The following is a 25089-nucleotide window of genomic DNA, read 5'->3' as shown; positions in this document are numbered from 1 at the left end:
ATGTCTGGTCCGCGGCACGCTCACCCAGGGAGCCTATGGAGCGAGCGCCTTGCGATCCCGCTCGATGCCGATCATCATCGTGAGCAGCATCGGAATTGCCCAGAGACTTCCCAGGGCGCGATAGATCGCAGGCGTGAAGTCGGGGACCACAATCGTGCCGAGATGGCTGGCCACCGCCACGAGATGGAAGCCCACCATCCAGATCGGCCAATAGCGCCGGCTTCGGAGCATCAGCGCATACAGGCCGATCAGGAGCATCACGTCCACGGCGAGAATCGCCAGTTCCGTCCTCCCCCACCCGCGCCCCAGCACCGTCGCCGGGAGCGTCAGCAGGGATGCCGCGATCACCAGGACCGCGGCCCGCCGCCCGTCCTTCCCCCCGAAGGTCGCCGCGTGCGCGCACGTCACAATCACGAGGAGCCAGAAAAGAACTGCGATGATCATGATTGGACACGATCAGGTCCCCGCCGATCCGTCAATCCGGCCGGGATCAGCCTTCGACCCCTGAAGTCGCGGGCTGCGCCTCAGCCACACCGCGCGCGACGAGGTCTTCCCAGCCTGCGGGGCACCCGAAGTTCTCGGGCGCGAAGTTGCTGCGCGCCTTGATCGCCGTCAGCTGCCGGATCGCAGCGACGATCTCGCCGCGGCCCTGAACGACCGACTGGATGCCCCCGCTCAGCGACATGAGCAGCTTCTGGCTCTGCGTAGCCGGGAGATTGGACCCCTGTGTCGCCTCGATGACCGACGCGCACATCTTCACGCCGTTAAGCAGCGCATCATCGACAGCGGAAATCGTGTTCTGGGTATCGGCTGCGACGACGGCGCCTGCACCCGGTCTGAATTCGTACATCAGCATCTCCTCCTCGTTGCGGGCCCGCTTTGGGCGGACCTCTCGCGCTCCACGAACGCATCCGGAGAAGGGCTCATCCGATCTCGCTAAGGGTCCAGAACAGACCGGCGATCACGAGCGTCACGGCGGAAAGCCCCGCCGCGCTGATGAAGGCCACTCGCAAGGCCAAGTACGTCTTCCGGGCCCATGTCAGATCATGAAGCGCCCCTCCGACCGGCGGCAGGCCCAGCAGAGTGTGCCAAGTCCTGCCGCCGGTCTGAGAAGGAGGATCGGACGATGGCGGCTCGCCGGCAACAGCTCCCGATGGTGATCCCGATTTTTGGGATAGCTCCCAAGCCACCAATCTTCGCGCCGCCTCGCGCCGGTTCGTCACATCCAGACGCGCGAGGGCCACCTTCAGATAGGTATCGACCGTCTGCGGCGCGAGCCCCGTTTGCTGCGCGATTTCCTTCGATGTCATGCCTTGTGCAACAAGCCGCAGACAGGTCTTCTGCCCTTCGGAAAGTTCGCTTTCCGGATTCCTCGACCGCGACGTTCCGCTTCGTGCCATTGCCGTTAACTATATCGCCTCGCGCGAAGGATTGCAGAAAGAGGACCCGCGGCCGGGCGCCGACTTGTCGCCGCTGTCGCAGTGCAGCGCATGCGAATCGCCGCGTGCCCGGTGCCATGACGCACGCCGCCCGTGCGCGGCACAGCGCACGGGGCCCCGCGACATGCGTCCGGCGAACGCACTGCGAGCTGACCGCGGCGCACGTGTGGCCGCGACTTCGCTTCTTGCCATGTTGGTGATCGAGCCCCCTGGATCGTTCATCGGACCACACTAACGATTCGTCGCGCGGGCGCGAGCGCTAAAATCTTGTACAAGCTGACGCTTTGGTCCGGGGTGTTCCGTGATCCGCCGGCGCAGCGGCGGGTGTTTCCGGTGAGCGCCGCAGAGACGTGCGAATCAGCGACGGAACGCGCCGCCGGGTTGTTCACCCTATTCAATCGCGGGTGGTGGGCCGAAGCGGAACGGCTCCCGGATCCGACCGGCGACAAGAACCTGTGCACTCGCCTTGCAGGTGCCAGCACCGGGAAGGGTGCGCACCTCGGCGGTGGGCCACGCGTCGTGGAGGACGCATCGCTACCAGCGAACGCACAGCGGCTTTCGTTCGGTCCGGGCCGCATTATCCGCTTCGATCGAGTTCCATGCATCTGCTGGCCATCTCCTCGTAACGCCGGCGTTCTGCTCGTCGTTCTCTCCCCGTTTCCCGAGCGGAATGAGTGGTGCGGCGCCCTGGCAAATAGGGGGCGGCCCTGCGCACCGGGAGCCATTCCAGTCCGGGACATCTTTTCGTTATTGACATCAATGTAACCTAAGCCATTATGATTGGCGAGGGTTGCAGTCAGACAGAACGGACCGGCTCACACGCGGCACTGGAAGCGGTGAGTTCCTCAAGGTCCGCATGGCTGCATCGAGACGGATTCCGGGGGCGGGGGTAAATCTCTGCATGCGCCCGAGGACCATGGGGAGAGAATAATGAGATTCAGGACAACTGCAGGCGTTTCCAGCACGATCGCCATGGCTATCTCGCTTGCGGGCGCCGCTCATGCACAGGAGGCGGTGACGGAACCCGCCGAGGGCGAAGCGCAGGCCGCGGCAGGGACCGGCGACAACCTCATCATCGTGACCGCGCAGAAACGCGAAGAGCGGCTCATCGACGTTCCGATTGCGATCACCGCGCTCTCCAGCGAAGCGCTCGACGAGTACAAGATCGAGGGCGGTTCGGAACTGCTGCGAGCCGTGCCGAACGTCAACTTCTCCAAAAGCAATTTCAGCATGTACAACTTCTCGATCCGCGGCATTGGGACCAAGGCGATTTCGGCAGCGTCGGATCCGGCGGTTGCAGTCAGCTTCAATAACATTCCGCTCATCCGCAATCGGCTGTTCGAGTCCGAATTCTTCGACATGGAGCGTATTGAGGTGCTGCGCGGGCCGCAGGGCACGCTCTACGGCCGCAACGCGACGGCAGGTGTCGTCAACATGATCCCCGCGCTTCCCGAATATTCGGAGTTCAGCGGACAGGTGAAGGCCGAGTCAGGCAGCTACGACACCCGCCGACTCAGCGGTCATATCAACGTGCCGCTCGGCAACACTCTCGCGGTGCGCGCCGCGGGCATGATGACCAAGCGCGACGGCTACGACTTCAACACCTATACCAACAAGCGGGTGAACGGGCGCGATCTGTGGTCCACGCGCCTGTCGGTTGGGTGGGAGCCGAGCGACAACTTCAGCGCGAGCTTCATCTGGCAGCATTTCGAGGAGGACGACAACCGCTCGCGAACGGGCAAGCAGCTGTGTACGCGCGACCCGGGCCCGACGCAGGTCGGCGATACGACCGTGCCCTACGGCTACATGCAGGCAAAGCTGAGCCAAGGCTGTCTGCCGAGCACCCTGTACAGCGACGCGGCCTTCGGAGCGCCAAACTTGCGCGGTTCGTCGCAGTTCTTTGCAGCGGGTGTCGTGGCTGTCGGCCGCGATCCCATCACACGCCAAAATGTCCAGGGCATCAGTTTCGACACGTCGCCCTACGCCAGCGTCGTTCAGTCGCGTAACCTGCGCGAGATCGAAACGAGCTATGATCCGGTGTTCCGGGCAAAGAACGATATATTCCAGCTCAATCTCGAACTGGGGTTGGGCAGCGTCGGCCTGTACTCGCAGACGACCTTCGCAAAGGACAGCTATTACTCCTCCCAGGATTATAGCAGATTTGTTTCCGCGCCGATTTTTCCCGACAGCGCCGCGCTTGTCGATGCTAGCGGTAACTTACTCCCAAATCCCGGCCTCACCCCGGGCGGCGTCTATACCGATCCGCAGCTCGGTCCATCCGACAGGTGGTTGACGGTAGACATCAGCCAGTCCGAGAATGAGCAGTGGTTTCAGGAGCTGCGCCTTCAGTCCGACATGGATGGCCCGATCAACTTCAATGTCGGCGCGAACTACCTGAACTTCGATACGCAAGACGACTACTACGTGATGAGCAATGTCTTCTCGTACATTGCGGACCTATTGTTCAACTCGAATGCCGACCGTCTAACCAACGGCGTGACAACCGTGAATTGCGGGCCACCGGAAACTGAGGCGCGCGAATGCGTCTACGTCGATCCCAATCCGATCGATCAAATCAACGGCGAGGGCCACAACTATTTCCGTAGCAAGAACGTCGTCGAGATCGAGTCCTGGGGGGCATTCGGCGAGCTCTATTGGGACGTGACCGAAAGCCTGAAGGTAACTCTTGGCGGCCGCTATACGAAAGACACCAAGACGACCACGCCGATCCCGACGCAGCTGCTGCTCGGCGCCGCGAACTTCGGTCAGGACACCGGGCCCACCTCGGGCGGCTATATCAGCCGGGGGTTCCGCGAATTTCCGCCGTCGGTGCTGAAGTCCGACGCCTTCACCGGGCGTTTCGTGATCGACTGGCAGCCGATGACGTCCTTCAGCGACGATACGCTCGTGTACGCATCGGTGTCGCGTGGATATAAGGCGGGCGGTACCAATCCGCCCCGGATCGATGTGGATCCTGCGGTCATTCAGTACGAGCCGCTTCCCGCCGATTTCGATCCCGAGTACGTCACAGCATTCGAGATCGGCACGAAAAACAGCTTTGCCGGCGGGCGCCTGTCCCTCAACGCGACAGCGTTCCTTAACCTCTACAAGGACTATCAGGTCTCGCAAATCGTCGACCGGATCTCGCTCAACGAGAATTTCGATGCCACTACGTGGGGCGCCGAACTGGAGGCCGCTTGGAGCCCGACGGAGCGATTCCGTGTCGATGCGACGCTTGGCTTTCTCCAGACCCGTATCGGCAACGGCGAACAGTCGATCGATGTAATGAACCGCACCCAAGGCAACGAGGATTGGGTTCTGATCCGACCCTCGCCGGCGGTGCCGTCGAACTGCATCGCGCCCAGGGACAAAGTTGAGATCATAATGAACAGCTTCCTGGCGGCGCCCCCTGACGGTGGACTTGCCAACTTTGCCCTCGGGTCCCTTTGCGCCGGATCGCAGCGATATGGTAGCTTCGACCCGGAGCGGCCCGGGCTACCGTTTCATGCGCTCTTCGGATTCACCTATGATCCCCTCACCGATGCCCCCAACGGCGGGCGCGGGTTCTTCGCGGACCTTTCAGGCAACGAGCTCCCCAACGCGCCGCATCTGACGTTCAATATCGGTGCCCAATATACGATTCCGATCGATGGCGGCGACTGGATGCTGACGCTGCGCGGTGACTATTATCGCCAATCTGAGAGCTACGCGCGGGTGTACAACACGGAAATAGACCGGTTGAAGGCGTGGGATAACGTCAATGCTGCCATCACGCTTGTGCGACCGGATGATGATTTCGCGCTGCAGCTCTACGTGAAGAACGTGTTCAACGATGCGCCGATCACAGATTTCTTCCTGAACAGCGACGACACCGGGCTTACCGCGAACGCGTTTACACTCGATCCGCGCATCATTGGCCTTAGCGCGACCGTAGGGTTTTAGAACGACAGGCTGCGCAGTTCCGTGGGTTCGTCCCAACGGGGGGGGCAGGGGGCGGTTCGTGCAAACGGACCGCCCTTCCTCTTTCCAGGAGGAATACAGGACGATCGGTTCGTGAGCCGATGCAGCCTAGCTGCGATGTCGGTCGCGGATGGGCACGACGAGGCAGGAGGCGAGACGCCGCGAAGCCATTTAGGTCCATTTTGGACAACCAAAGCGGACACGAAAAAAGCTTTTCCTAATCAGTGAGATACTTACGGTTCTAGGCATCCGGTCCGTCGCTTTATTGACATTGATGTTCAAGTTAGTGACTCTGCGGCTGCTTCGGAGAGAACCCTCCCGAGCCGCCGGACGAACCCGGCGCAACGAGAGAATATACGGAGAAGGATCATGAAACGAATTGCTTTGATCGCAGCCAGCGCTGCCCTCTGCGCGGTCGCACCGACGGCGGCTTGGGCTCAGAGTTCGTCCATTTCCGGCACTGTGACCGTGCAGAAGGGCAACGGCCCTCAGCTCACGTGCACGGCGACGGCCACGCTCAACGGCTCCTCGCCCTCGACCTCGACGCAGGTCACCGGCTTCACCCTCACCGGCGGCTTCCTCGGACTCTGCGCGACCGTTCAGTTTCCGAACACGCCCCACAGCATCACTCATGGTCCCGGATCGGCGTTCACGGTGAATAACGTCTATGCCGACACCACCTTCACCCCCGGCGATTGCGAAGGCAACCTCACGGGGACTCTCAGCGGCGGCGTCGTGACCGTGAACGCGGTCCTCGACGAAGTCGACCCCGGTACCGGCGACTGCACCGTCGTGGGCTCGCTTTCCTGATTTCACGCGCCCCCAGGGCGGCTGAATCCTGCGAAGCGAAAAGTAGTGCCGCAGCCCTCTACCGGGCTGCGGCATCACTTTTTGCGGATCGAGGCTCGACGACGCCCCTGAGCCCTGAATACTGATGACTTGTCCATGATACGTCCGGCATCTCTGCCGCTTGAAACCGGCCATGTGGTTGGTGCGAAGAGAGCTGCCGCCCATCTCATGCCCGCAACCGCAACGGTCGTCTTGTCATCAGCGGCGCTGCTCTTGACCGCCGCCCCCGCCGCAGCGGCGCTAGTGGACCACGCCGACACTCCTTCCGCTGGGCCTGACGAATCTCAGGCGAACGGCGCCGAGCCGCGCGGCGAGGAGCCCGCAATGATTGTTGTGACCGCCGATCGCCGCGGCGAAGCGCTGGTAGCGGCGGAGACAGAACTCGGCGAGGAGGATATCGGCATCTACGGCGCCGACAGCATCCAGCAACTGCTCGAGCGGATCGCTCCCGAGATCGATGGCAGCGGCGAGCTCCCGGAACTGGTCATTAACGGGAAGCGAGTCGATCCGGCAGCGATACGGGCGTTCCCACCGGAGGTGTTGGCGCGCCTTACCATTCTCTCTCCGGAAGCGGCAGCACGATACGGATTCGATCCGGGAAAGCGGGTCGTGAATCTGGTGCTGAAGGAGAACTACGCAAGTTGGAACGCAGTCACATCCGCATCGGCGGCGACGCGCGGCGGCCGTCGCGGCGCGCGCCTGAATGCCGGGCGCTTCCTGATCGCGGGCGACTTGCGGTGGAATCTGCAAGGGGCGGTTTCGTACGACAGCCGGCTGCTGAAGTCGGATCGCGAGCTGCTGGAAGAGCCGGAAGACCAACGCGCAGTGGCGGCGGGGCTGGAGCCGCAACGTTACGAAACACTCCTACCTTCCTCCTCATCACTCTCGCTCAACAGCGGAATCACGCATCCGGTGGGCAGCTTCAGCGGCACGGCGAACCTCAACTTCACCGCTGCTGGCGGCGAGGGCCTGCTGGGCCTGGTCCCCAACGAGGAAAGTGGAAGCGGTCGTGCAGAACCGCTCAGATCCACCAGTGCGGTGCAGACTTTGGGGTTCAGGGCAAGCATTTCCGGGCGCCTTTCCGACTGGCGCACCCAAGCGGCCCTCAACATGGTGCAAAGCTGGAATGAAAACCGCTTCGATCGCGCATCTTCCGCTGTCATCAACCGTGGGAGATTGACTGATCGAACGCACGGATTCACCCGTACAGCCAGCCTGGACCTCGAAGCACGGAAGAACATCCTCACAGTTCCTGCGGGCCCGGCCGGAATGGTTCTTAGTCTTCGCGGGGTTTCCAGTGAGAGCAGGACGACGCGCACTTCCGGCGACGGCAGTGCGGACGATTTCAAGGCGACGCAGCAGCAAGTGTCGGCCGGCGCGACGCTCGCCCTTCCCGTTTCAAGCCGCGCGCTCGAAATATTGCAGCCACTGGGCGACTTGTCGGTCGATATCGGCACCAGCGCGGATAAAGTGGCGAGCACCCCGCTGCGCTGGCGCTGGAACGCGGGCGGCACATGGTCTCCTATCGAGTCGCTGCGATTGCGCGCGAGCTACGAATATGAGCAACGATTGCCGACGTTCGAGCAGCTCAGCGCCCCGCTGGTGGAATCGGTCAGCAGGGTATTCGACTTCGCCCGGCAGGAGGTGGCCGAGGTGATCTGGATCACCGGTGGCAATCCGGCGCTGCGGGATGGCAGCGGACGGCGGTTGTCGATCGAAGCGATGGTGCGGCCTCTTGGGAATCAGCTACTGACCTTGAACGTTAACTATCGCCGCGAGCGTAAGATCGGCGGAATCACGGCCCTTCCCGAGCTCACGCCGGCGGTAGAAGCGGCGTTTCCAGACCGGTTCATCCGCGATGCTGACGGGCGGCTGATCGCAGTCGACGCGCGTCCCATCAACATCGAAAACGAAACACGCGCGCAGCTGACCAGCGGGGCGGCAATTCGATGGGCCGGCAGCGGCGACCGACCCGTGCGGCTTAGCATGTCGCTCTCGCACCGCTGGCAGCTGGACGACATCCTCGTCACCGGCGGAGGAATTGCTCCGATAGATCGGCTCGAACAGGGCGCGTCGCCGCGGCACAGCGCCAACATGCAGATTGTTGCCGCACGCAGCGGACTCGGCCTCACGCTCAACGGAAACTGGTCAGGCGAGGCGCGAGTGGGCGGCGCCGGCTATCGCTACGCACCGACGCTACTGTTCAACCTCGAAATCTATGCCGAGCCGGAGCACCTGTGGGCCGATCAGGAAGCGTGGGCGAAGGATTTGAAGATCTCGCTGGACGTGCAAAATCTCCTGGGTGGGTATCGCCGTGTGACGATCAATGGCGCGCCTGCACCGGGCTTCGAACGCGACTTGATCGACCCTTTGGGACGAACGGTCCGGCTCACGGCAACCAAGACCTTCTGAGTCGCACTTGCCGGCGCGGTCAGGATTAGCCTTGCGCCGACGGATCCGGAATGCCTGACGGGATGAGGAAAAGCGGAAGGACGCGCGCCAGCAGCTGACGCACGGCCGCTTCGTCCTGATCAAGCATATCCCGGATGTAGGGCCCGATCATCGAATCCCCGTACGCGGATACGGCCATGATCAGGACGGCCAGGCGAACCCGGGTGTCGGCATCGCCATCGGTCGACTGACCGACGATCGCCTCGACGAGCCCGCGAACCGCGAGTCTGACAGGCTCCAAATGTTCCACCTCACCCGACTGGATGATCCACGAGGCGAGCGGGCCCGCACCACCTTTGTCGAACGCATCGAAGACCTTGTCGACCACTTGGCGCGGGCCGGCTGGTTCGGTCTTCAGCAATCTCACGACGCCGCCGAACGCATCGGTCAAGTCAGCGATCATCGAACCCATCAAGGCCGATCGTAGCGCAGCCGCAGAGCCGAAGTGATGCAGGACGTTGGCATGCGACATGCCAACTTCGTTCGCCACATTAGCAACTGTAACAGCACTCGGTCCGCCTTTTAATAGGAGCATCCGGCCAACAATCAGCGCTTCCTGGCGGACCTCGTCACCGGACCGTTTCTGCCGCTTCTTTCGTGGCTCGGATCGCTTGTAAATCGACGACAATTTCAATTTCCTCGAAGTAAAAGGCTTCTCCTAACGGAATGTCGCCCAATCTCAAACCTTCGCCTTTTCTACATTGATTAGAGTCAAGGTGACACTGACCGCCCAAGCCTGAGGCGCGACGTGGGGCTTGCAATCAGAGCTTCCTCTCGGCGATACTGCGCGACCGCCCGGTTGGGGAGATCTTGAGGCGCATCAGTGCAGGGGGCGTGCTGAGCACGATCTCCGCCGAAATCGCGTGCAGACCCATCGCTGAAAATCACAGGAGCGGCGGGACGAAGGCGCTGCATGTGCTTGTTGTCGATCGGCACCCGACCGCGCAAACGAACAACACTCGCCGGCCCGGCAACGTCCCGGCCTCGCACCGTCAGCCCTGCTCAGGCGCTCAGCCGCCGGAGGAAATAGACCCGGAAAAGGTCGAACAGGCTGTCCGCCGTGGCGCCCTCCGCCCCCGCAACGCTCACCTCCGTCCGGGCGCCATCGCCGACCCGCGCGTAGGCGAACGGATGCGGGCCGGACAGAGGAAGGCTAGCCGGGTCGAGCCCGTCGCGGCGCAGCACCCCGCGCGCCGCCTCGTCGATAAACAGCGCTGCCCATAGCTCGGCGCTTGCTTGGGTCAGATCAGCTGGATCGCGGCCGCCGGCGTCGAACGAGAGCGCAGCGCCCACAGCCGATTGCGCTTGTGCGGATGCGCGCGCAGCTCGGTGCAGTCCGGCTGAGGTTGGAAGGGCGGCTTGCCTGTCGCGGCGCTGCTTTCCGGCGCCAGAACCGGAGCGAAGCGGCTGGCCCGCATCCTCGAATTCGGGCCGCAAGGCTCCACCTGAGTCCGCCATGCATCGTCCTTTGCTGGGGCCAGGGGAGGCCATCTTCGTGCCGGGGACAGCGACCTGGAACGGTGCGCCGCCGCGCGCAACCGGCGCCTGCGGTTTTTTCCCCGCCCGCATGCTGCGGGCTCCTCGCGCATGCGCGCTGCCGCGCCAAAAAACGCGCAGGCACCGGTCCTCCGCTGACGCTGCGGCCCTGCGGGTGCGCGCGGCGCCATTGCCCCGTTCCGACGGTCTGCCCGCGCACCGGAAGATGGTCTTCCGGCTGCGAGCAAAGGAGATGAACCATGGCAGCAATCGGTTACGTGAGCGGTACGATCGAACAGGGTTTCGAAGGCCAGCTCAAGACGCTTTCGATCCGGGCGAACGTCGAAATCCGCCCCAACCGGTCGAAGACCGGCGAAGCGCAGCCCGACTATCGGGTCTATTCGGACGGCGTCGAAGTCGGCGCAGGCTGGATCCGCACCGGTGAAGCCTCAGGCCGCGACTACGTTTCGCTGAGTCTTGCCGCGCCCGAATTCGGGCCGCGCCGGATCTACGCCAACCTCGGCCGCGCCGCCGGTCAGGACGACGAGAACGTCTACGCCCTGATCTGGAATCCGGCCGACTGATCCGGCTCTCCCCGCCTCGCCCCCGCGCCTCGGCGCGCGGGGGCTCTTTTTTCGCGTGCGGGATTTTCGAGCCTCCTCGCCCGCGGCAGCGGCGGGCAAGTCGGGCGCACCGTGCGGCAGGAACTGGTCGCGCGAGACACGGGATGAGGAGGCATACGAACATGGCCAGCGCTGATGACGACAAGGACAAAGACGAGACCGCCCGCGCGCTGGCCGCGAGGCGCGGCACGCCGTTCCTCAACACCGAACAGGCAGCCGCCTATCTGGGAATCTCGGCGCGCAAGCTGCAGTACATGCGCAGCCGCTGCACCGGCCCGCGCTACCGGCTCCACAGCCGCTTCGTGCGCTACCATATCGACGACCTGATCTTCTGGTCGCGCTCCACTTCGCCGAAGGTCGAGACGCCGGAACCAGCGCGCAAAGACCAGGTGAGGGGAGGGGCCAGCGCGGCGCCGAGCAGCGCGAAAGCGCGGAGGAAGGCCGGCAAGAAAGTGCGGAACCGTGGAGCCGACACGGTGCCCGAGGACGCGGAACGCGGCGATGGCTGACGGGCGCAACCTCCCGCGCTTCGCGTGGAACGCGCGGACGCAGTCGGCGTGCGAGACGCTGCGGCGGCTGCGGCTTCGCTTCGCCCTGGCTATGCTCGGGATCGCTGCCCTCGGCCTGACGATGGTCGATCCACCGGCGCCGCGCCTCGTGTGGAACGCCAGCGCCAGCGCGCCGCGCGGGCTCTACCGCGTCAGCCCCGATGCAGCGATCGCCGTCGGCGACATGGTCATCGCCCGGACCCCGACGCCGTGGCGCGCGCTCGCCGCGCGTCGGCACTATCTTCCCGCCAACGTTCCGCTGGTGAAGCGCGTCGCGGCCGTGCGCGGCGACCGCGTCTGCGCGCGCGGCCAGGCGATTACGATCAACGGGACCATCGCTGCCACGCGCCGGACGCGCGACGGCCGAGGCCGCGCGCTGCCGTGGTCGGACGGGTGCCGCCGTTTGCGCGAGGGCGAGGCCTTCCTGCTGATGGCGGGCGTGGCCGCCTCGTTCGACGGACGCTATTTCGGGCCGACGCCGGCGCGCGATATCGTCGGAAAGGCATGGCTTCTGTGGCCGCGCTGAGGCACACCGCCGTCCTGGCGCTGGCGCTCGCCGCTACGCTCCTGGCCGGTCCTTTGCGGGCGCGCGAGGCGCCGCCCTGGCGCGTCCATGTCGCCGAGGCCGCGGCGCGCTTTGCCATCTCCGAGGACTGGATCCTGCGCGTGATCGATGCCGAAAGCGGCGGGCGCACGCACCTTCGCGGCCGGCCGATCACCAGCCCTGCCGGCGCCATGGGGCTGATGCAGCTCATGCCCGGAACCTGGACCGAGCTGCGCCGGGATCACCGGCTCGGACCCGATCCTCACGACCCGCGCGACAACATCCTCGCTGGCACGGCGTACTTGCGCCGGATGTACGATCGCTTCGGTTACCCGGGCCTGTTTGCGGCCTACAATGCCGGACCGGGCCGCTACCGCGATTACCTCGAGCGCGGCCGTCCGCTGCCGCTGGAGACGCGCCTCTATGTCGCGCGGATTGCCGGCGACGGGAGGGGCGAGGCGTTGCGCGGGCATCGTCGCGGCAATGTCCTGCAGCGCGGGGAAGGCCACCGTCGTGGCACGCCCGTCGCCGCGCCGGACCCAATCTTCCTTGTCTCCGCACGGGTCCAGCCTGGGCGCAGAGCGGCGACGGATGACGCCCCGAGGCAGCCGCTGCCGCGCGGCGCCGCTGCGCGCGTACCAGCGGACGAAGCCGCCGCGGCCAGCGTGCCCGCGGCAGCGCCGCACGATGGCGCTCGAGATGGATCAGCGCACCCTCCGAACGCGCGCGATGCCGTGTTCCTGTGGCGCCGGCCCGCAGCGCAGCGCGGGGAGTGAGAGCCGTGATGGGGCGCCAGCTGGAGAGGGTGGGCTCGTCTCGTGACAGGCCCAGTGTGACGGGCAGCGGCGCGCCTGTGCAAGGCCGGCGGCCCCTCCAATTTGCTGCGCAAATCGGTTCCTCCGCCGCCGCTTCGCGGCGCGCGGGCATGGCCCGCGCGGCCCTGACAGGCGCGCCGCCGCCCGCCTCCGAGACCCCGTTCCCGATGCGGGGAACGGATGCATCAAGGAGGATCTCATGCTCGATATGGCAAGCAACGAGAGCGCCGACGGCGTGTTCGAACGGCTCGTTGCCGGGCTCAAGGCGGAGTTCGGAAACACAGCTGGCGAGGGGCTGGCGCGGGTGTTCGTCGAAGCCGAAGCGGCCGACTTCTACTGGGATGCGCGGGGCGATCTGCGCTGGCTCGGCAGCTACGAATGCCCCGATCTGGACGAAGACGAATTGCTCGATCGGGTCGCTGTCACCGGGCTCCTGGATGGTCGCTTCTATGTCGCGGTCCTCGTCGTGGACGCCCGCGACCGGGTCCATGCCATGCTCGGATTGCGACGGTTCGGGAGCCGCGATGCAACCGACCAGGCATTTGCCGATGCGCGCTGAGCGGCCCCACGGCCAATGCGGGAGCGGCGTCCACTGGGCGCTGCTCCCCTTTGCCGTGTGCGCCTGGGAGAGGCGGCGAGGGGATGGCGTACGGCAGCGGGGAAGGGCAGACAGCGGCCGTGAAGGTGCGGGAGGGCAAGATAAAGGGATAGCCTCGCGAACGCGGCTATCTCACTGTCTGCACATCCTTTTGCCGCGAGACTTGGGCTCCCGCTGCGAGATTGCGGCGCTCGCGGTCAGCGCGGGCTTAGCGGCGGGCGATGCGGCGCGAGGCAAATGCCCGTGAGCGGCGGGGACGACGAGTTCGAGCCCAGAATCGGCCGCATGCGCAGCGTGCGCGGAAGGCGGGCTCGCAAGTACCTTGGCCGCATCCTGGCGGCCGGCGCCGTGGTGCGGGTGTCGGCAAGCCGGCGCGCCCGCTTCGATGGCAGCCGCATCGGGCGCGGGGCGTCGCGCGGACGGCTGCTGTCCGCGCGCACCGGCGGGCGGGCAGGAGGACCGCGGCGGGTGATCGTCAAGACGCGCCTGGTGAAGTTCGGCGGCAAGGGCGTAGGCGCGGCGCGCGCGCACCTCAGATACATCCAGCGCGACGGTGTCACCCGCGAGGGGCTGCCGGGCGAGCTCTACTCGGCGCGCGAGGATGTGGCCGACGGCAAGGAATTCCTCGAGCGCACCGCCGGCGACCGGCACCAGTTCCGGCTGATCGTCTCGCCCGAGGACGGCGATCTCTACCCCGATCTCAAGCCGTTCGTCCGCCGGTTCATGGCGCAGGTGGAAAAGGACCTCGATACCCGCCTCGAATGGGTCGCGGTCGACCACTTCAACACCGGCCGTCCGCACAGCCATATTCTGCTGCGCGGGACCGACGAAACCGGTTCCAATCTCGTCATTGCCCGCGAGTACATCGCGCACGGATTCCGCACCCGTGCGAGCGAGATCGCAACCCAGGATCTGGGGCCCGTCACGCGCCTCGAAATCGAGAACCGCATGCGCCGCGATATCGACGCCGAACGGCTGACCGATATCGACCGGCAATTGCTGCGTGAAGCCGAGCGCGCGCCGGTGGTTTCGGCAAGTGCGCGCGATCCATTCGAGCAGTCGGTAAGGGCGGGGCGGTTGCAGAAGCTGGAACGTCTCGGCCTTGCCGACGAAGTCGCGCCGGGTGTCTGGCGGCTGGCGCCCGAGATGGCGGACGCCCTGCGCCGGATGGGCGAGCGCGGCGACATCATACTGGCGTTGAACCGCGAGCTTTCGGGGAGGGCGCCGCTGCCGGCCGACCGTGTGATCCACGAACCGGACCGGCCGCTCGCGGCGTCGCTGGTCGGCCGCGTGGTCCTGCGCGGGCTCGCCGACGAGCTCGCCGACCGGCACTACCTCGTGGTCGAAGCGACCGATGGGCGCACGCATTACGTCGAGATCGGCAGGGGCGAGCGGACCGAGCCGCTGCCCGAGCACGCCATCGTCCGCATCGCTCCAGCGCGCGCGGAGGTGCGCGAAGTCGACCGCACGATCGCCGCGGTCGCGCAGGCGAACGGCGGGATCTATTCGGTGGAGGCCCATCGCTTGCAAGATCCCGATGCCGGCAGCGAATTCGTGCAGGCGCATAACCGGCGGCTGGAAGCAATGCGGCGCGCTGGCGTTGTAGAGCGTCTGGACGACGGCAACTGGACTATCGCGGCCGATCATCTGCAGCGTGCGGCCGCTTATGAGGAAATGCGGCTAAAGGACCGTCCCGTCGCGGTCGAGGTGTTGTCCCCGATACCGGTCGAGCGGCTGGCACACGCCGAGGCCGTGACCTGGCTCGACCACGAAGCGCTGGCCGAGCGCCCCGAGGCGCTGCGCGACAAGGGCTTCGGCCGGGAGGTCCGCCAGGCGGCGGCGGCGCGCCGCCAATGGCTGGTCGAGGAGGAATTGGCCGATCCGGCGGGCGAGGGTATGGTCTACCGGCCCGGTGCCTTGGCAGGGCTCCAGCGGCGCGAACTGCTGCGGCTTGCGCGGCGGCTGTCGGATGAGCTCGAGAAGCCCTTTGTCGAGACCCCGAACGGCGAGCGCGTGCAGGGCACATTGGCGCGGCGGGTGGACACCGCCGGCGGCCGCTATGCGCTCGTCGAGAAGGCCCACGAATTCACGCTGGTGCCGTGGAAGCCGGTGCTCGCCCGCCACCTGAGCAAGGAGGTCGGCGGCACGATGCGCGAGCGCGGCGTCAGTTGGACGATCGGGCGCGGGCGAACCGGCCCCGAAATCGGGTGATGCAGGAGGCTATTCGGCGAGGCGGCGTTCGCAGACAGTGCGCACGAGCTCTTCGAGCACTGCGACCCGCTCGCCGATCCACGCCAGTTCTTCCTCGCTGATCGTGTAGTGCGGCGAATAGCGCGCGTTGACATAGGCCTCGCGCAGCAGCTCGAAGCAGCGGCGTGAGAACTTGTCGGCGCGCGGCCAGGCCTCGACCAGCTCGGGCGCCACTTCCTCGGCGTGGCTGCGCAGGAAATTGAGGCGGTGGGACTTGGGGCTATAGAGGGTCAGGACGAGCAGAGTGCAGTGGTAGAAGTGCTCGGCCGCTTGGTGGAACAGAAATGCGGCCTTTGTCGACATGCCCATCTCGACCGCCGCCATCGCCAGCTCACGAAATTCGCAGGCGCTTCGGAACCAGCGGTCAAATTGCTCCTGAGCTTCCGCGCGAGCCTCCTCGGGCGGGAGCTGCTGCGGCTGCGAAAAGTGGACTCCTTCGGCCTCATATAGCGCCGCGCCGTGTCGCGTGATGTCGACGAAGAATGGTCGTCCGCGCTCAAGCTGCTTGTTCACGTCGGTAAGGCTGTGAACGATGAAGTTGACAGGTGCAGAGAGAGTGCGGTGGATCGTCACGTCGCGCATCAGCCGATCGTCGGCGGCCGACCAGAGCTCGAAGTCGGTCAGGCGCTCGTCGTTGACCACGATCAGTATGTCGTAATCGGACTTGTATCCGCCGACAGGATCGTCGACCCAGTCGCCGCGTGCATAGGAACCGTAGAGCACGACCTTGAAGATGCGCGCCTGCTTCTTCCATTTTTGCGTTGCCATCGCATGGGCGGCCTCGAACTCTTCGAATAGGGTCCGCGTGACATGTTCGAGCTCGCGCTGCTTCGAGCGCGGAAGATGATCTAGACCGGTTCGCATCGGCGGAATCTTCGAGGAGGGGCTTCCAAGAAGCAAGTGGCAATGCATCGGATATGAAGGTTCCACCGTAGCTGCACCCACTGACCGGGGCGGGCTCGCGGTTGGCTCCCACATCGCCTCGCAGCTCAAGCGTGAGTGCCGGCGTCTGTCCGGTACATCGCTTTTGATCGGATGCCGAAGGATTGAAGAAGACCACCGCGAAATCAACTCCGTCAGAAGCGGCAGCTTTGTTGGACACCGCGTAATTGATTTAGCCACCCTCCTGGATGGTACGAAGTCGCCTTGGCGCTTCAATGCAGGAGGGTGACCGATGGCGATATTTGCTGGTTTGGATGTGAGTGACAAGACCACCCACGTGTGCGTGGTGGACGATGACGGAGCGATCCTAAAGCGTGACGTTGTCGCCAGTGACCCAAGCCTTTTGGCCAAGTGGTTCGGTAAGCATTGTATTGGCTTGGTTCGAGTGGTGCTGGAGACCGGCCCCTTATCAAGCTTCCTGTACCACGGGCTGACTGAGCGCGGCATACCGGTCGAGTGTATCTGTGCCCGTCACGCAAAGGGCGTGTTGGCAGCTCGCGTGAACAAGAGCGATGTTCATGACGCGGAAGGACTGTCGCAGCTTGCTCGTACAGGCTGGTTCAAGCGCGTACATATGAAAGCGTCAGCAACGCACATCGACCGTGCTGCGCTGCGCATTCGTGCGCAACTGATCACCACGCGCGTGGCCATGGGCAACCAGCTGCGCGGACTCCTGAAGTTGTTCGGCCTTCGTCTCGGCGCTGCCCGCACACCGGGGAAGCGACGCGAGCGGTTGATTGCATTGTACCAGCAACGGCCAGATCTCGAGCCGCTGTTCGCGCCACTGGTGGCATCCATGGAAGTCATCGAAGAGCAACTGCGTGCTTCCAATCGGCTGCTGGAAAGCCGTGCAGAAGATGACCCGGTGTGCAGTCGGCTTATGAGTGTTCCCGGCGTCGGCCCGATCACCGCCCTGACATTTACCGCCAGCGTTGAGGATCCACACCGCTTTGCCCGCAGTGAAGACGTAGGGGCATATGCCGGACTTGTGCCACGGCGTAGCCAGTCCGGCGAACGCGATGTTCGCGGCAATATATCCAAGGCTGGCGATCCGATGTTGCGACGAGCGCTCTACGAGGCCGCGAACATCATGTTGTGCCGCGTGCAGCGGCCATTTGCTCTTCAGCAATGGGGCCAGGCGATCGCAGAATCGAAAGGTAACAAGCGTGCCAGGATTGCGGTTGCACGCAAGCTAGCCGTGCTGCTGCATTCGCTTTGGCTGAACGAGACGGAGTTCCGCTGGACATGACGCCAGCGCCTTCATCTCGGTCAGCCATGCCAGGGTGATCTCGCCCGGATCGTAGAGGCACCACCTCGAGTTGGACACAGAGACACCCATCTACCTCGCCCGGCCGCGATCATGAGGCTCGGACATACAGCTATCAAACGCCGTCCGATGACCTCGAAGACAACCATTGGCACCGGGAGGAAGGAATGCTCATGAGAAAATCAATTAGACAACGATCCGGAAGGACTGCTTTTAGGAATGCCGATTGGGATAGCGGACGTTCCAGACGTTCAACCAGCATGTCAGCTTCGCGCCCCGATTTCGGTCATTCGACCCGCGGTGGTTTGGTCCAAAAAGCTGCCGCAATTTCGAAGTCTGAAGTTTGTCGCCAATCGACGGACGAGCAATTGACCGCCAGAGAATCGTGTGACCGACATCGGCCGTTCCTGTTGGGTGCTCGGCCGCCGTGGCGTACTGATCTTGGAAGGGTCGAATGCCTGTTCGACCTGTCGTTGCCAATTTCGCTGAGCGACAAGAGCGCTTACCGTGCAGATTCACCTAATTTCAGGCGCTGAACTAGCATCGCAAATGTGATGTCGGCTCAACCTTCCCGCCAGGAGGTTCGCCGATGATAGCTTTGCCCCCTCTCCCCCCGCAGCACGGTAGACCGGAGATTCGTTTTGCGCGTCTCGCTGCACAATCACGCCAGTACCCGTCAGGGCCGAAGCCACTATGGAGGCGAACCGTCGGTAGGCAGGGTCGGCTGGATTTTACTGGTTTCCAACCGCCTAATGGCAAATGCGCGAAGGGGTGGGCCGCTCTTTCCGGGACTGATCTGTTCGCAGACTCCGCACCTATCAATCACAGATATTCACACACACGTTAGTGAACATTGACAGCGGTCCCCTTTTCGGTAATTTGCCGTCCCAAGGCGCCAGTGAAAGGCGCCATTGATGGGAGAGAGAGATGTTGAAGGGATGGCTGTTTGCCTCCGCATCGGCGGTGGCGGTTGCGTTCGTGCCGGGTGTGGCTCTTGCTCAGGATGGCAGTGAGTCGGACGGAGCCGGGGCCCAGACCACGGAAGAACTCTCCCCGGCAGCCGGGGATCGTGATCGTGGGGTCATCATCGTCACCGCAACGCGGCGAGAGCAGAGCCTGCAGGACGTGCCGATCAGCGTCACGGCGTTCGGCCAGGAAGAGCTCGATGACCTCGGCATAGTGGGCTACGAGGGCATCGCGCAGAATACGCCGGGCATCGTGGTCAACCGGCCGACGCAGAACTTCAACAACTTCACGGCGCGCGGAATCAACACCAACGGCTATAGCGCCGGACTCCAGAGCGCGGTCGCGATTTACGTCGACGAGCTGCCGATCTCCGCGAACGGCAATTCCACAATCCTCGATCCCAACCTCTACGATGTAGAGCGCGTCGAATTCCTGCGCGGGCCGCAGGGGACGTTGTTCGGGTCGAATTCGCTCGCCGGGGCGATGCGGATCATCACGCGCAGCCCCGACCTCAACGATTTCGAAGCCTCGGCTAGCGCGGACATCGGCCTGACCAACTCGAGCTCGGTCCGCCAGCGCTACAACGCGATGATCAACGTGCCGCTGATGACCGATGAGGCGGGCCTGCGAGTCACCGGGTATTATCGCAACGAGGATGGCTGGGTCGATAATATCGGCACCGGGGTCGAGGATTCGAACAGCCTCGAGGCGTTCGGCGGCCGGGCGACGCTGCTGCTGCAGCCGACCGATCGCTTCAAGGTGAAGCTGCTCGCCTCCTACGAAAACAGCAAGCCGGCGGATTCGGCGCTGACGAACCCCCTGCTCGGCAAGTTCGTGCGAAATTCGGACCGGCCCGACCTGTTTCAGGGCAAGCTCACCAATTACAACGTCACGCTCAATTATGAATTCGACTTCGCGGAGCTGATCAGCTCGACCACACTGTCGGACTACGACGCGTCGTTCTACGTCGACCTTGCCGGCACGTTCGCGCAAACTATCCCCTTCGCGCTGGACGCTTATGGTTTCGACGACCTTTTCGTCCAAGAGACACGTCTGGTTTCACGCCATGCAGGCCCGATCGACTGGGTCGCGGGCTTCTTCTATTACGACAAGCGCCGCACGGTCGATTTCGCCTATCGGTCGAGCCAGGAATTCCTCGATGCGCGCGGTCTGACGGGCTTGCCCGACGAATACTACCAGCGCTTCAACAGCTATACCGACCAGACCGAGATCGCCGGCTTTGGCGAGGTGACGCTCCATCTGAGCGACAGTCTCTGGATAACTGGCGGCCTTCGGTACGGTAGTACAGAGGTCCAGTCCTTCACGCGTGGAGGCGGCTACAACAGCAACTATCTCGCGCTAGCTTTGTCCGGCCTGTCGGACATTCCGCTGACGGTAACGGACATTCCCTACGCCGAAGGGCTGAAGGTCACCGACGACCGCTTGTCCTACAAGGCCAGCATCTCGTGGAAGCCGGTGCCGGAGATCACCACCTACGCGACAGTGTCGACCGGGTTCCGCACCCCGGTCGTGAATGCGCGTGCAGGGCTGGTCAGCACGCTCGATCCGGACGACATCGTTATCCCGGACGGCGCAAAGTCGGACAGCGTCACCAATTACGAGGCCGGCGTGAAGGGTAACTGGCTGAATGGTGGGTTGACCGCCAATATCGCCGCCTACTTCATCGACTGGCAGGACATTCAGGTTCAGGCGAACCGGGTGTCGGACACGATCCAGTTCGCGACCAATATCGGCGCGGCGGAGAGCTACGGCCTCGAATTCGAAGTGATCGCGCGGCCGGTCCAGGGCTTGAGCCTTTCGGTCAACGGATCGTTCAACCGCGCCAAGGTGACCGAACTCACCCCGAGCGAAGCGGCGATCTCGGGCGCAGAACTTGGCACCCGGCTCGCTTCGCCGAAGTTCCAGGGATCGGGGACGCTGCGCTACGATTTCGCCATCGGCGAGCAGGCGGATGCGTTCGCTTCGGTCAACGTCTCCCACGTAGGGTCATTCCCGAACCAGTTCCCCAATGTCCCCGGAAATCCGGCGGCCGTGGCCCCGACGTTCGATTTCACCGAGGCCTGGACCAATGTGAATCTGTTCGCCGGGACGAAGTTCGGCGCTCTGGGCGTAAGCGCGTACGTCGAGAACGTCCTCGACGACAGCAAGATCACGTACGTCCATCCCGAAGCCTTCCTCGATAGCCGATACGCCCGGATGCGACCGCGGACGGTGGGCGTGCGGCTGGACTACGCATTCTGATGCGCGGCGAAGAGGAAAGGGACGCGAAGGCAACGCAATCGGGTCGCACCCGATACTTGCTCCTAGGCCTTGCGGGACTGGCGCTGACGGGGTGCGCCCACGCATCCGCAGCCCGGAATGCAGCCCCGGTGGTGGAAGCGACCGGTGGGGCGTTGCGCGGCACCTCGGACGAAGGGATCGGCGTGTTCCGCGGCGTTCCCTACGCCGAAGCCCCGGTCGGCGATCTGCGGTGGAAGCCGCCGGTCACCAAGGCCAAGTGGGACGGCGTGCGCGACGCGAGCGAGTTCGGCGCGCCGTGCTTCCAGCCCGAATCGCGCCCGACCGCGAGCAATATCTACGCCGAAGAACTCGCGCCGATGAGCGAGGATTGCCTGACGCTCAACGTCTGGGCGCCCGAGGATGCTGAGAAGGCGCCAGTCCTGGTGTGGATCCACGGCGGCGCGCTGGTGGCGGGGGCGAGCAGCTTCGGCACCTACGACGGCACGCACCTCGCCGAGGAAGGCACCGTCGTCGTCTCGCTCAACTACCGGCTCGGGGCGCTTGGTTTCCTCGCGCATCCCGAGTTGAGCGCGGAATCGGATCAGGGCATCTCGGGGAACTACGGGCTGCTCGACCAGATCGAGGCGCTGCGCTGGATCGAACGCAACATCGCGGCGTTCGGCGGCGATCCCGACAACGTGACCATTGCCGGGGAATCCGCGGGCGCGCTCAGCGTCATGTACCTGATGACCTCGCCGCCCGCGCAGGGTTTGTTCGACAAGGCGATCATGCAGAGCGCCTACATGGTCTCCACCCCGGCGCTGAACGAATCGCAGAACGGGCATCCCTCGAGCGAATCGATCGGAACCTGGCTGCAAGGCCAGCTGGAAGCGGACGGCCTGGCCGAACTGCGTGCGATGAGCGCACGGGACCTGACAGAGCGCTCGACCGCTGCCGGATACCCGACCTGGGCCACTGTCGATGGCAAGGTCATTCCGCGCCAGACTGTGGAGGTCTTCGATGCGGGCGAGCAGGCGCAAGTGCCGCTGCTCGCCGGGTTCAACAGCGGCGAGATCCGCTCGCTGCGCCGTCTGCTGCCGCCCGCACCCAAGGACGCGGAAGAATACGAGGCTAAGATTCGAGCCGCCTATGGCGAGGAAGCGGATCGCTATCTCGCGGCATACCCGTCCGACACGATCGACGAGAGCATGCTCGCCGCGACCCGCGACGCGCTCTACGGCTGGACCGTCCAGCGCATGGGCGCCAAGCACGCCGCAGCCGGGCTGCCTGCCTATCTCTATCTGTTCGATCACGGATACCCCGCGGCCGACGAAGCAGGGCTGCATGCGTTCCACGCTGCCGAAATCCCGTTCATGTTCGGCACGATCTGGGAAACGGCGGAAAGCTGGCCGCAAATACCGCGCACCGAAGAACAGCGCGCGCTGTCGGACGCGATGGTCGGCTACTGGACCTCGTTCGCACGCACTGGCAGCCCGGTCGCCGAAGGGCATCCCGACTGGCCGCGGTTTGGCGCGGATCAGGCGTTCATCGTGTTCGACGACGAACCGAAGGTCGCACGCGACGTGCTCGGCGACCGCTACGATCTCTACGAGGAGACGGTCTGCCGCCGCCGTGCGGCGGGCGATCAGCAGTGGAACTGGAACGTCGGCGTGATTTCCCCGCCGCTGCCCCCGAAAGTGCCACAATGCCGATGAAAGACGGCGCGATGCAGGATTTCGCGCTCACGCTCGACAAGTTCCTCGATCATGCAGCCCGGTGGCACCCCCGCAAGGAGGTGGTCACTGCGCTGGACGACGGAGAGACGCGCCGGATCGGCTACGAGGCGCTGCGCGAGAGGGCGAAGCGGGTCTCGGCCGTGCTTGCGGAACTCGGCATCGCGCAGGGCGATCGAGTGGCGACGCTGGCTTGGAACACGCAAGCACATCTGGAGAGCTGGTACGCGATCATGGGCATGGGCGCGGTGTGCCACACGCTCAACCCGCGCCTCACCGCCGAGCAACTTGCTTGGATGGCGTGCCAGTCCGACGCCGCGATCCTGATCGCCAGCGCCGATCTCGCGCCGCTCGCCCGCGAGATAGCTGCCAACGCACCCGGGGTGCGGCACGTGTTGACGATCGACGGAGCGGCCGACATCGGCCAGCAACTGGAAGAACTGCTCGCGAGCGCCGGGGGAGACGTTCCCTGGGGCAGATTCGACGAGACCATTCCGTGCGGCCTGTGCTTCACCTCGGGCACGACGGGGGCGCCGAAGGGCGTCACGTACACGCACCGGGCGAACTACCTTCACACGCTTCGCCAGTTGCAGGCGGACGTCGCCGGGATCACCTCGCGCGACGTCGTTCTGCCGGTCGTCCCCATGTTCCATGCCAACGCCTGGGGCCTGCCCTTCGCCGCACCCGCGACCGGTGCCAAGCTGGTGCTGCCCGGACGACACGCGGATGGTGCGAGCCTTGCCAGACTGATCGCCGAGGAGGGCGTGACGATCGCGGTCGGCGTGCCCACCGTCTGGCTCGGGCTGCTCGACCATCTCGATGAATGCGGCGCGGAGGTGCCTTCGCTCCAGCGGGTCATGGTCGGCGGGGCGCCGATGCCGCCTGCGCTGATGGCGCGGATCGAGGCGCGCGGGATCGAGGTGCAGACGACCTGGGGCATGACCGAACTCTCGCCGCTCGGTACGGCCACGCCGCCTGCCGCCACGCCGCGCAACCCGGCGCTTTCGGGCCGCCCTGCGCAGGGCATGGACCTTCTGCTGACCGACCATACCGGCGCGCCGCTGCCCGAACAGCGGGGCGCAGAAGGACACCTGTGGGTGCGCGGCCCATCGGTGGTCGAGCGCTATTTCGGTCAGGAAGAGCCCGCGACGCAGGGTGGCTGGTTCGATACTGGCGACCTCGCTGCAATCGACGAAGACGGAAATCTGCAGATCACCGGCCGTTCGAAGGACCTGATCAAGTCGGGCGGCGAATGGATCAATCCGGCTGAAATCGAGGCGCTGGTCGCCTCGCTGCCCGAGGTCGCGCTGGCAGCGGTGATCGGACGAACGGACCCCAAGTGGGGCGAGCGGCCGATGCTGCTGGTCGAACTGCGCGAGGATCGCTCGTTGAGCGACGAGGCATTGTTCGCGCCGCTCCGCGGTCAGGTCGCCAACTGGTGGATACCCGACGAGGTGGTGCGCCTCGCGCAAATGCCACTGGCGGCGACCGGTAAGATCGACAAGTTGCGCTTGCGGACCGAGTATAGCAGGGCATGATCGACGACATCGATCTTGCGGCCGCCCCGGCGGCCAGTTCCGAAAAGGGGTCCAACTTGCCGGCAGCCAGGAAACCGCGAACCAAGCCGCAATCCAAGGCCGAGCGGCGCGCGGAAACGACTGAGCAGATCCTCGACGCGGCCGAGTACCTGTTCTCGCGCCACGGGCTCTACGGCGTGACGCTGAAGGACGTGGCCAAGCGTGTCGGGGTGCACCACACGCTGGTCAATTACTATTTCGACGACAAGCAGACGCTGTTCGATGCGGTGTTCGCACGGCGTGCGGTGGTCACGATCGAGAAGCGGATGAAGGCGCTCGACGACTACGACCGCGAGGCCGCCGGCAAGCCTACGGTCGAAGGCGCGCTGCACGCCTTTCTCGACACCGACCTCGATCTCTACATCCAGGGCGGCGAGGGCTGGAAGAACTACGGCGCGTTCGGTGCGCAGGCATCGAACAGCCCCGAAGGCGCTGCCTTCATGGACAAGTATTTCGATCCCGTGGTGCTGCGGCTGATCGAGATACTCAAGAAGGCGCTGCCCGAGGCGGACGAGCGGGACATCTTCTGGGGCTATCACTTCGTGACCGGCGCGCTGATGCTGACGCTGGCGCGGACGGGGCGCATCGACAAGCTGTCGGACGGCCTGTGCCGATCGGAGGATTACGAGGCGGTCAAGGCGCGGATGGCGCGCTTCATGGCGGCGGGATTTCGGGACATCTGCGGGCAACCTGGCCGCCGACAGGACGGCTGAGGGGCTGCGCTTGTTGATGAAACACATGCGCAGCGCCGTGGTGAAACTTTTGTTCACTCACTGGTGAGTTATTGATATGTCGAACGAGGGAGAAGCA

General features: G+C 64.6%; 20 protein-coding genes. 14 read left to right on the top strand and 6 right to left on the bottom strand.

Going from position 1 to position 25089, the window contains the following annotated elements; genetic code table 11:
- Window positions 1-33: 33 nt before the first annotated feature.
- The 3 genes from AC3A5N_RS00580 to AC3A5N_RS00570 form a co-directional block, all read right to left on the bottom strand.
- Window positions 34-444, bottom strand: a complete 411-nt coding sequence (locus tag AC3A5N_RS00580) for a hypothetical protein (protein WP_487735363.1) — start codon at window positions 442-444, stop codon at window positions 34-36.
- Between the two features lie 46 nt (window positions 445-490).
- On the bottom strand, window positions 491-850 hold the full coding sequence (locus AC3A5N_RS00575) for a hypothetical protein (RefSeq protein WP_487735362.1): 360 nt from the start codon (window positions 848-850) through the stop codon (window positions 491-493).
- A 73-nt stretch (window positions 851-923) separates the two neighbouring features.
- Window positions 924-1400, bottom strand: a complete 477-nt coding sequence (locus AC3A5N_RS00570) for a helix-turn-helix domain-containing protein (RefSeq protein WP_487735361.1) — start codon at window positions 1398-1400, stop codon at window positions 924-926.
- Between the two features lie 969 nt (window positions 1401-2369).
- Here AC3A5N_RS00570 and AC3A5N_RS00565 point away from each other — a divergent pair.
- From AC3A5N_RS00565 to AC3A5N_RS00555, 3 genes are all read left to right on the top strand, one after another.
- Window positions 2370-5381 carry a TonB-dependent receptor gene (locus tag AC3A5N_RS00565; RefSeq protein ID WP_487735360.1) on the top strand — a complete coding sequence of 1004 codons (3012 nt, stop codon included), beginning with the start codon at window positions 2370-2372 and terminating at the stop codon, window positions 5379-5381.
- A gap of 387 nt (window positions 5382-5768) precedes the next feature.
- Entirely contained in the window at window positions 5769-6209 is a 441-nt protein-coding gene (locus tag AC3A5N_RS00560) for a hypothetical protein (protein WP_487735359.1), read from the top strand.
- A 363-nt stretch (window positions 6210-6572) separates the two neighbouring features.
- Window positions 6573-8660, top strand: a complete 2088-nt coding sequence (locus tag AC3A5N_RS00555) for a TonB-dependent receptor domain-containing protein (RefSeq protein WP_487735358.1) — start codon at window positions 6573-6575, stop codon at window positions 8658-8660.
- A 25-nt stretch (window positions 8661-8685) separates the two neighbouring features.
- On the opposite strand, the gene AC3A5N_RS00550 is transcribed toward AC3A5N_RS00555, so the two are convergent.
- Together AC3A5N_RS00550 and AC3A5N_RS00545 are read right to left on the bottom strand one after the other, a co-directional pair.
- A complete protein-coding gene (locus AC3A5N_RS00550; protein ID WP_487735357.1) occupies window positions 8686-9327 on the bottom strand; it encodes a TetR/AcrR family transcriptional regulator in 642 nt (213 codons plus the stop codon).
- Window positions 9328-9701: 374 nt separating this feature from the next.
- The gene (locus AC3A5N_RS00545; RefSeq protein ID WP_487735356.1) at window positions 9702-10157 is read right to left on the bottom strand and encodes a hypothetical protein; all 456 of its coding nucleotides are present in this window, start codon (window positions 10155-10157) and stop codon (window positions 9702-9704) included.
- 278 nt (window positions 10158-10435) lie between these two features.
- Between AC3A5N_RS00545 and AC3A5N_RS00540 the strand changes: the two genes are divergently transcribed.
- The 6 genes from AC3A5N_RS00540 to rlxS all read left to right on the top strand — a co-directional run bounded on the left by AC3A5N_RS00540 (window position 10436) and on the right by rlxS (window position 15514).
- A complete protein-coding gene (locus tag AC3A5N_RS00540; RefSeq protein WP_487735355.1) occupies window positions 10436-10759 on the top strand; it encodes a DUF736 domain-containing protein in 324 nt (107 codons plus the stop codon).
- Between the two features lie 161 nt (window positions 10760-10920).
- Entirely contained in the window at window positions 10921-11307 is a 387-nt protein-coding gene (locus AC3A5N_RS00535; RefSeq protein ID WP_487735354.1) for a hypothetical protein, read from the top strand.
- Window positions 11300-11872: a S26 family signal peptidase gene (locus AC3A5N_RS00530; protein ID WP_487735353.1), complete on the top strand. Its 573-nt coding sequence runs from the start codon at window positions 11300-11302 to the stop codon at window positions 11870-11872. Before AC3A5N_RS00535 ends, AC3A5N_RS00530 begins: the two co-directional genes overlap by 8 nt.
- Complete coding sequence (locus tag AC3A5N_RS00525) at window positions 11860-12666, top strand: lytic transglycosylase domain-containing protein (protein ID WP_487735352.1); 807 nt, start codon at window positions 11860-11862, stop codon at window positions 12664-12666. The genes AC3A5N_RS00530 and AC3A5N_RS00525 overlap by 13 nt, the downstream gene beginning before the upstream one ends.
- Before the next feature lie 238 nt (window positions 12667-12904).
- Entirely contained in the window at window positions 12905-13264 is a 360-nt protein-coding gene (locus AC3A5N_RS00520) for a hypothetical protein (protein ID WP_487735351.1), read from the top strand.
- A gap of 276 nt (window positions 13265-13540) precedes the next feature.
- Window positions 13541-15514, top strand: a complete 1974-nt coding sequence (gene rlxS / locus AC3A5N_RS00515) for a relaxase/mobilization nuclease RlxS (protein WP_487735350.1) — start codon at window positions 13541-13543, stop codon at window positions 15512-15514.
- A gap of 9 nt (window positions 15515-15523) precedes the next feature.
- Here rlxS and AC3A5N_RS00510 read toward each other — a convergent pair whose 3' ends face one another.
- Window positions 15524-16417, bottom strand: a complete 894-nt coding sequence (locus tag AC3A5N_RS00510) for a HEPN domain-containing protein (protein WP_487735349.1) — start codon at window positions 16415-16417, stop codon at window positions 15524-15526.
- Between the two features lie 310 nt (window positions 16418-16727).
- Here AC3A5N_RS00510 and AC3A5N_RS00505 point away from each other — a divergent pair, with 310 nt between their 5' ends.
- The 5 genes from AC3A5N_RS00505 to AC3A5N_RS00485 all read left to right on the top strand — a co-directional run bounded on the left by AC3A5N_RS00505 (window position 16728) and on the right by AC3A5N_RS00485 (window position 24992).
- Window positions 16728-17744, top strand: a complete 1017-nt coding sequence (locus AC3A5N_RS00505) for an IS110 family RNA-guided transposase (RefSeq protein WP_487735348.1) — start codon at window positions 16728-16730, stop codon at window positions 17742-17744.
- Between the two features lie 945 nt (window positions 17745-18689).
- The gene (locus AC3A5N_RS00500; protein WP_487735347.1) at window positions 18690-20990 is read left to right on the top strand and encodes a TonB-dependent receptor; all 2301 of its coding nucleotides are present in this window, start codon (window positions 18690-18692) and stop codon (window positions 20988-20990) included.
- Window positions 20991-21118: 128 nt separating this feature from the next.
- Window positions 21119-22684, top strand: coding sequence for a carboxylesterase/lipase family protein (locus AC3A5N_RS00495; protein ID WP_487735346.1), 1566 nt, complete (start codon window positions 21119-21121; stop codon window positions 22682-22684).
- The gene (locus AC3A5N_RS00490) at window positions 22681-24240 is read left to right on the top strand and encodes a long-chain-fatty-acid--CoA ligase (protein ID WP_487735345.1); all 1560 of its coding nucleotides are present in this window, start codon (window positions 22681-22683) and stop codon (window positions 24238-24240) included. The genes AC3A5N_RS00495 and AC3A5N_RS00490 overlap by 4 nt, the downstream gene beginning before the upstream one ends.
- The gene (locus AC3A5N_RS00485) at window positions 24237-24992 is read left to right on the top strand and encodes a TetR/AcrR family transcriptional regulator (RefSeq protein ID WP_487735344.1); all 756 of its coding nucleotides are present in this window, start codon (window positions 24237-24239) and stop codon (window positions 24990-24992) included. The genes AC3A5N_RS00490 and AC3A5N_RS00485 overlap by 4 nt, the downstream gene beginning before the upstream one ends.
- Window positions 24993-25089: the final 97 nt, after the last annotated feature.

Source organism: Pelagerythrobacter sp. Soil_C_18, assembly GCF_057657235.1.
The sequence above is the reverse complement of the archived record's forward strand: the minus strand, read 5'-3'. Positions and strand labels throughout refer to the sequence as shown.

Excerpts from the sequence above, each read along its gene's own strand:
- AC3A5N_RS00505 (WP_487735348.1), top strand. The coding sequence starts at position 16,728 with ATGGCGATATTTGCTGGTTTGGATGTGAGTGACAAGACCACCCACGTG.
- AC3A5N_RS00485 (WP_487735344.1), top strand. The coding sequence starts at position 24,237 with ATGATCGACGACATCGATCTTGCGGCCGCCCCGGCGGCCAGTTCCGAA.
- AC3A5N_RS00575 (WP_487735362.1), bottom strand. The coding sequence starts at position 850 with ATGTACGAATTCAGACCGGGTGCAGGCGCCGTCGTCGCAGCCGATACC.
- AC3A5N_RS00545 (WP_487735356.1), bottom strand. The coding sequence starts at position 10,157 with ATGGCGGACTCAGGTGGAGCCTTGCGGCCCGAATTCGAGGATGCGGGC.
- AC3A5N_RS00540 (WP_487735355.1), top strand. The coding sequence starts at position 10,436 with ATGGCAGCAATCGGTTACGTGAGCGGTACGATCGAACAGGGTTTCGAA.
- AC3A5N_RS00520 (WP_487735351.1), top strand. The coding sequence starts at position 12,905 with ATGCTCGATATGGCAAGCAACGAGAGCGCCGACGGCGTGTTCGAACGG.
- AC3A5N_RS00510 (WP_487735349.1), bottom strand. The coding sequence starts at position 16,417 with ATGCGAACCGGTCTAGATCATCTTCCGCGCTCGAAGCAGCGCGAGCTC.
- rlxS (WP_487735350.1), top strand. The coding sequence starts at position 13,541 with ATGCCCGTGAGCGGCGGGGACGACGAGTTCGAGCCCAGAATCGGCCGC.
- AC3A5N_RS00560 (WP_487735359.1), top strand. The coding sequence starts at position 5,769 with ATGAAACGAATTGCTTTGATCGCAGCCAGCGCTGCCCTCTGCGCGGTC.
- AC3A5N_RS00555 (WP_487735358.1), top strand. The coding sequence starts at position 6,573 with ATGATTGTTGTGACCGCCGATCGCCGCGGCGAAGCGCTGGTAGCGGCG.
- AC3A5N_RS00565 (WP_487735360.1), top strand. The coding sequence starts at position 2,370 with ATGAGATTCAGGACAACTGCAGGCGTTTCCAGCACGATCGCCATGGCT.
- AC3A5N_RS00530 (WP_487735353.1), top strand. The coding sequence starts at position 11,300 with ATGGCTGACGGGCGCAACCTCCCGCGCTTCGCGTGGAACGCGCGGACG.
- AC3A5N_RS00535 (WP_487735354.1), top strand. The coding sequence starts at position 10,921 with ATGGCCAGCGCTGATGACGACAAGGACAAAGACGAGACCGCCCGCGCG.
- AC3A5N_RS00580 (WP_487735363.1), bottom strand. The coding sequence starts at position 444 with ATGATCATCGCAGTTCTTTTCTGGCTCCTCGTGATTGTGACGTGCGCG.
- AC3A5N_RS00490 (WP_487735345.1), top strand. The coding sequence starts at position 22,681 with ATGAAAGACGGCGCGATGCAGGATTTCGCGCTCACGCTCGACAAGTTC.
- AC3A5N_RS00500 (WP_487735347.1), top strand. The coding sequence starts at position 18,690 with ATGTTGAAGGGATGGCTGTTTGCCTCCGCATCGGCGGTGGCGGTTGCG.
- AC3A5N_RS00570 (WP_487735361.1), bottom strand. The coding sequence starts at position 1,400 with ATGGCACGAAGCGGAACGTCGCGGTCGAGGAATCCGGAAAGCGAACTT.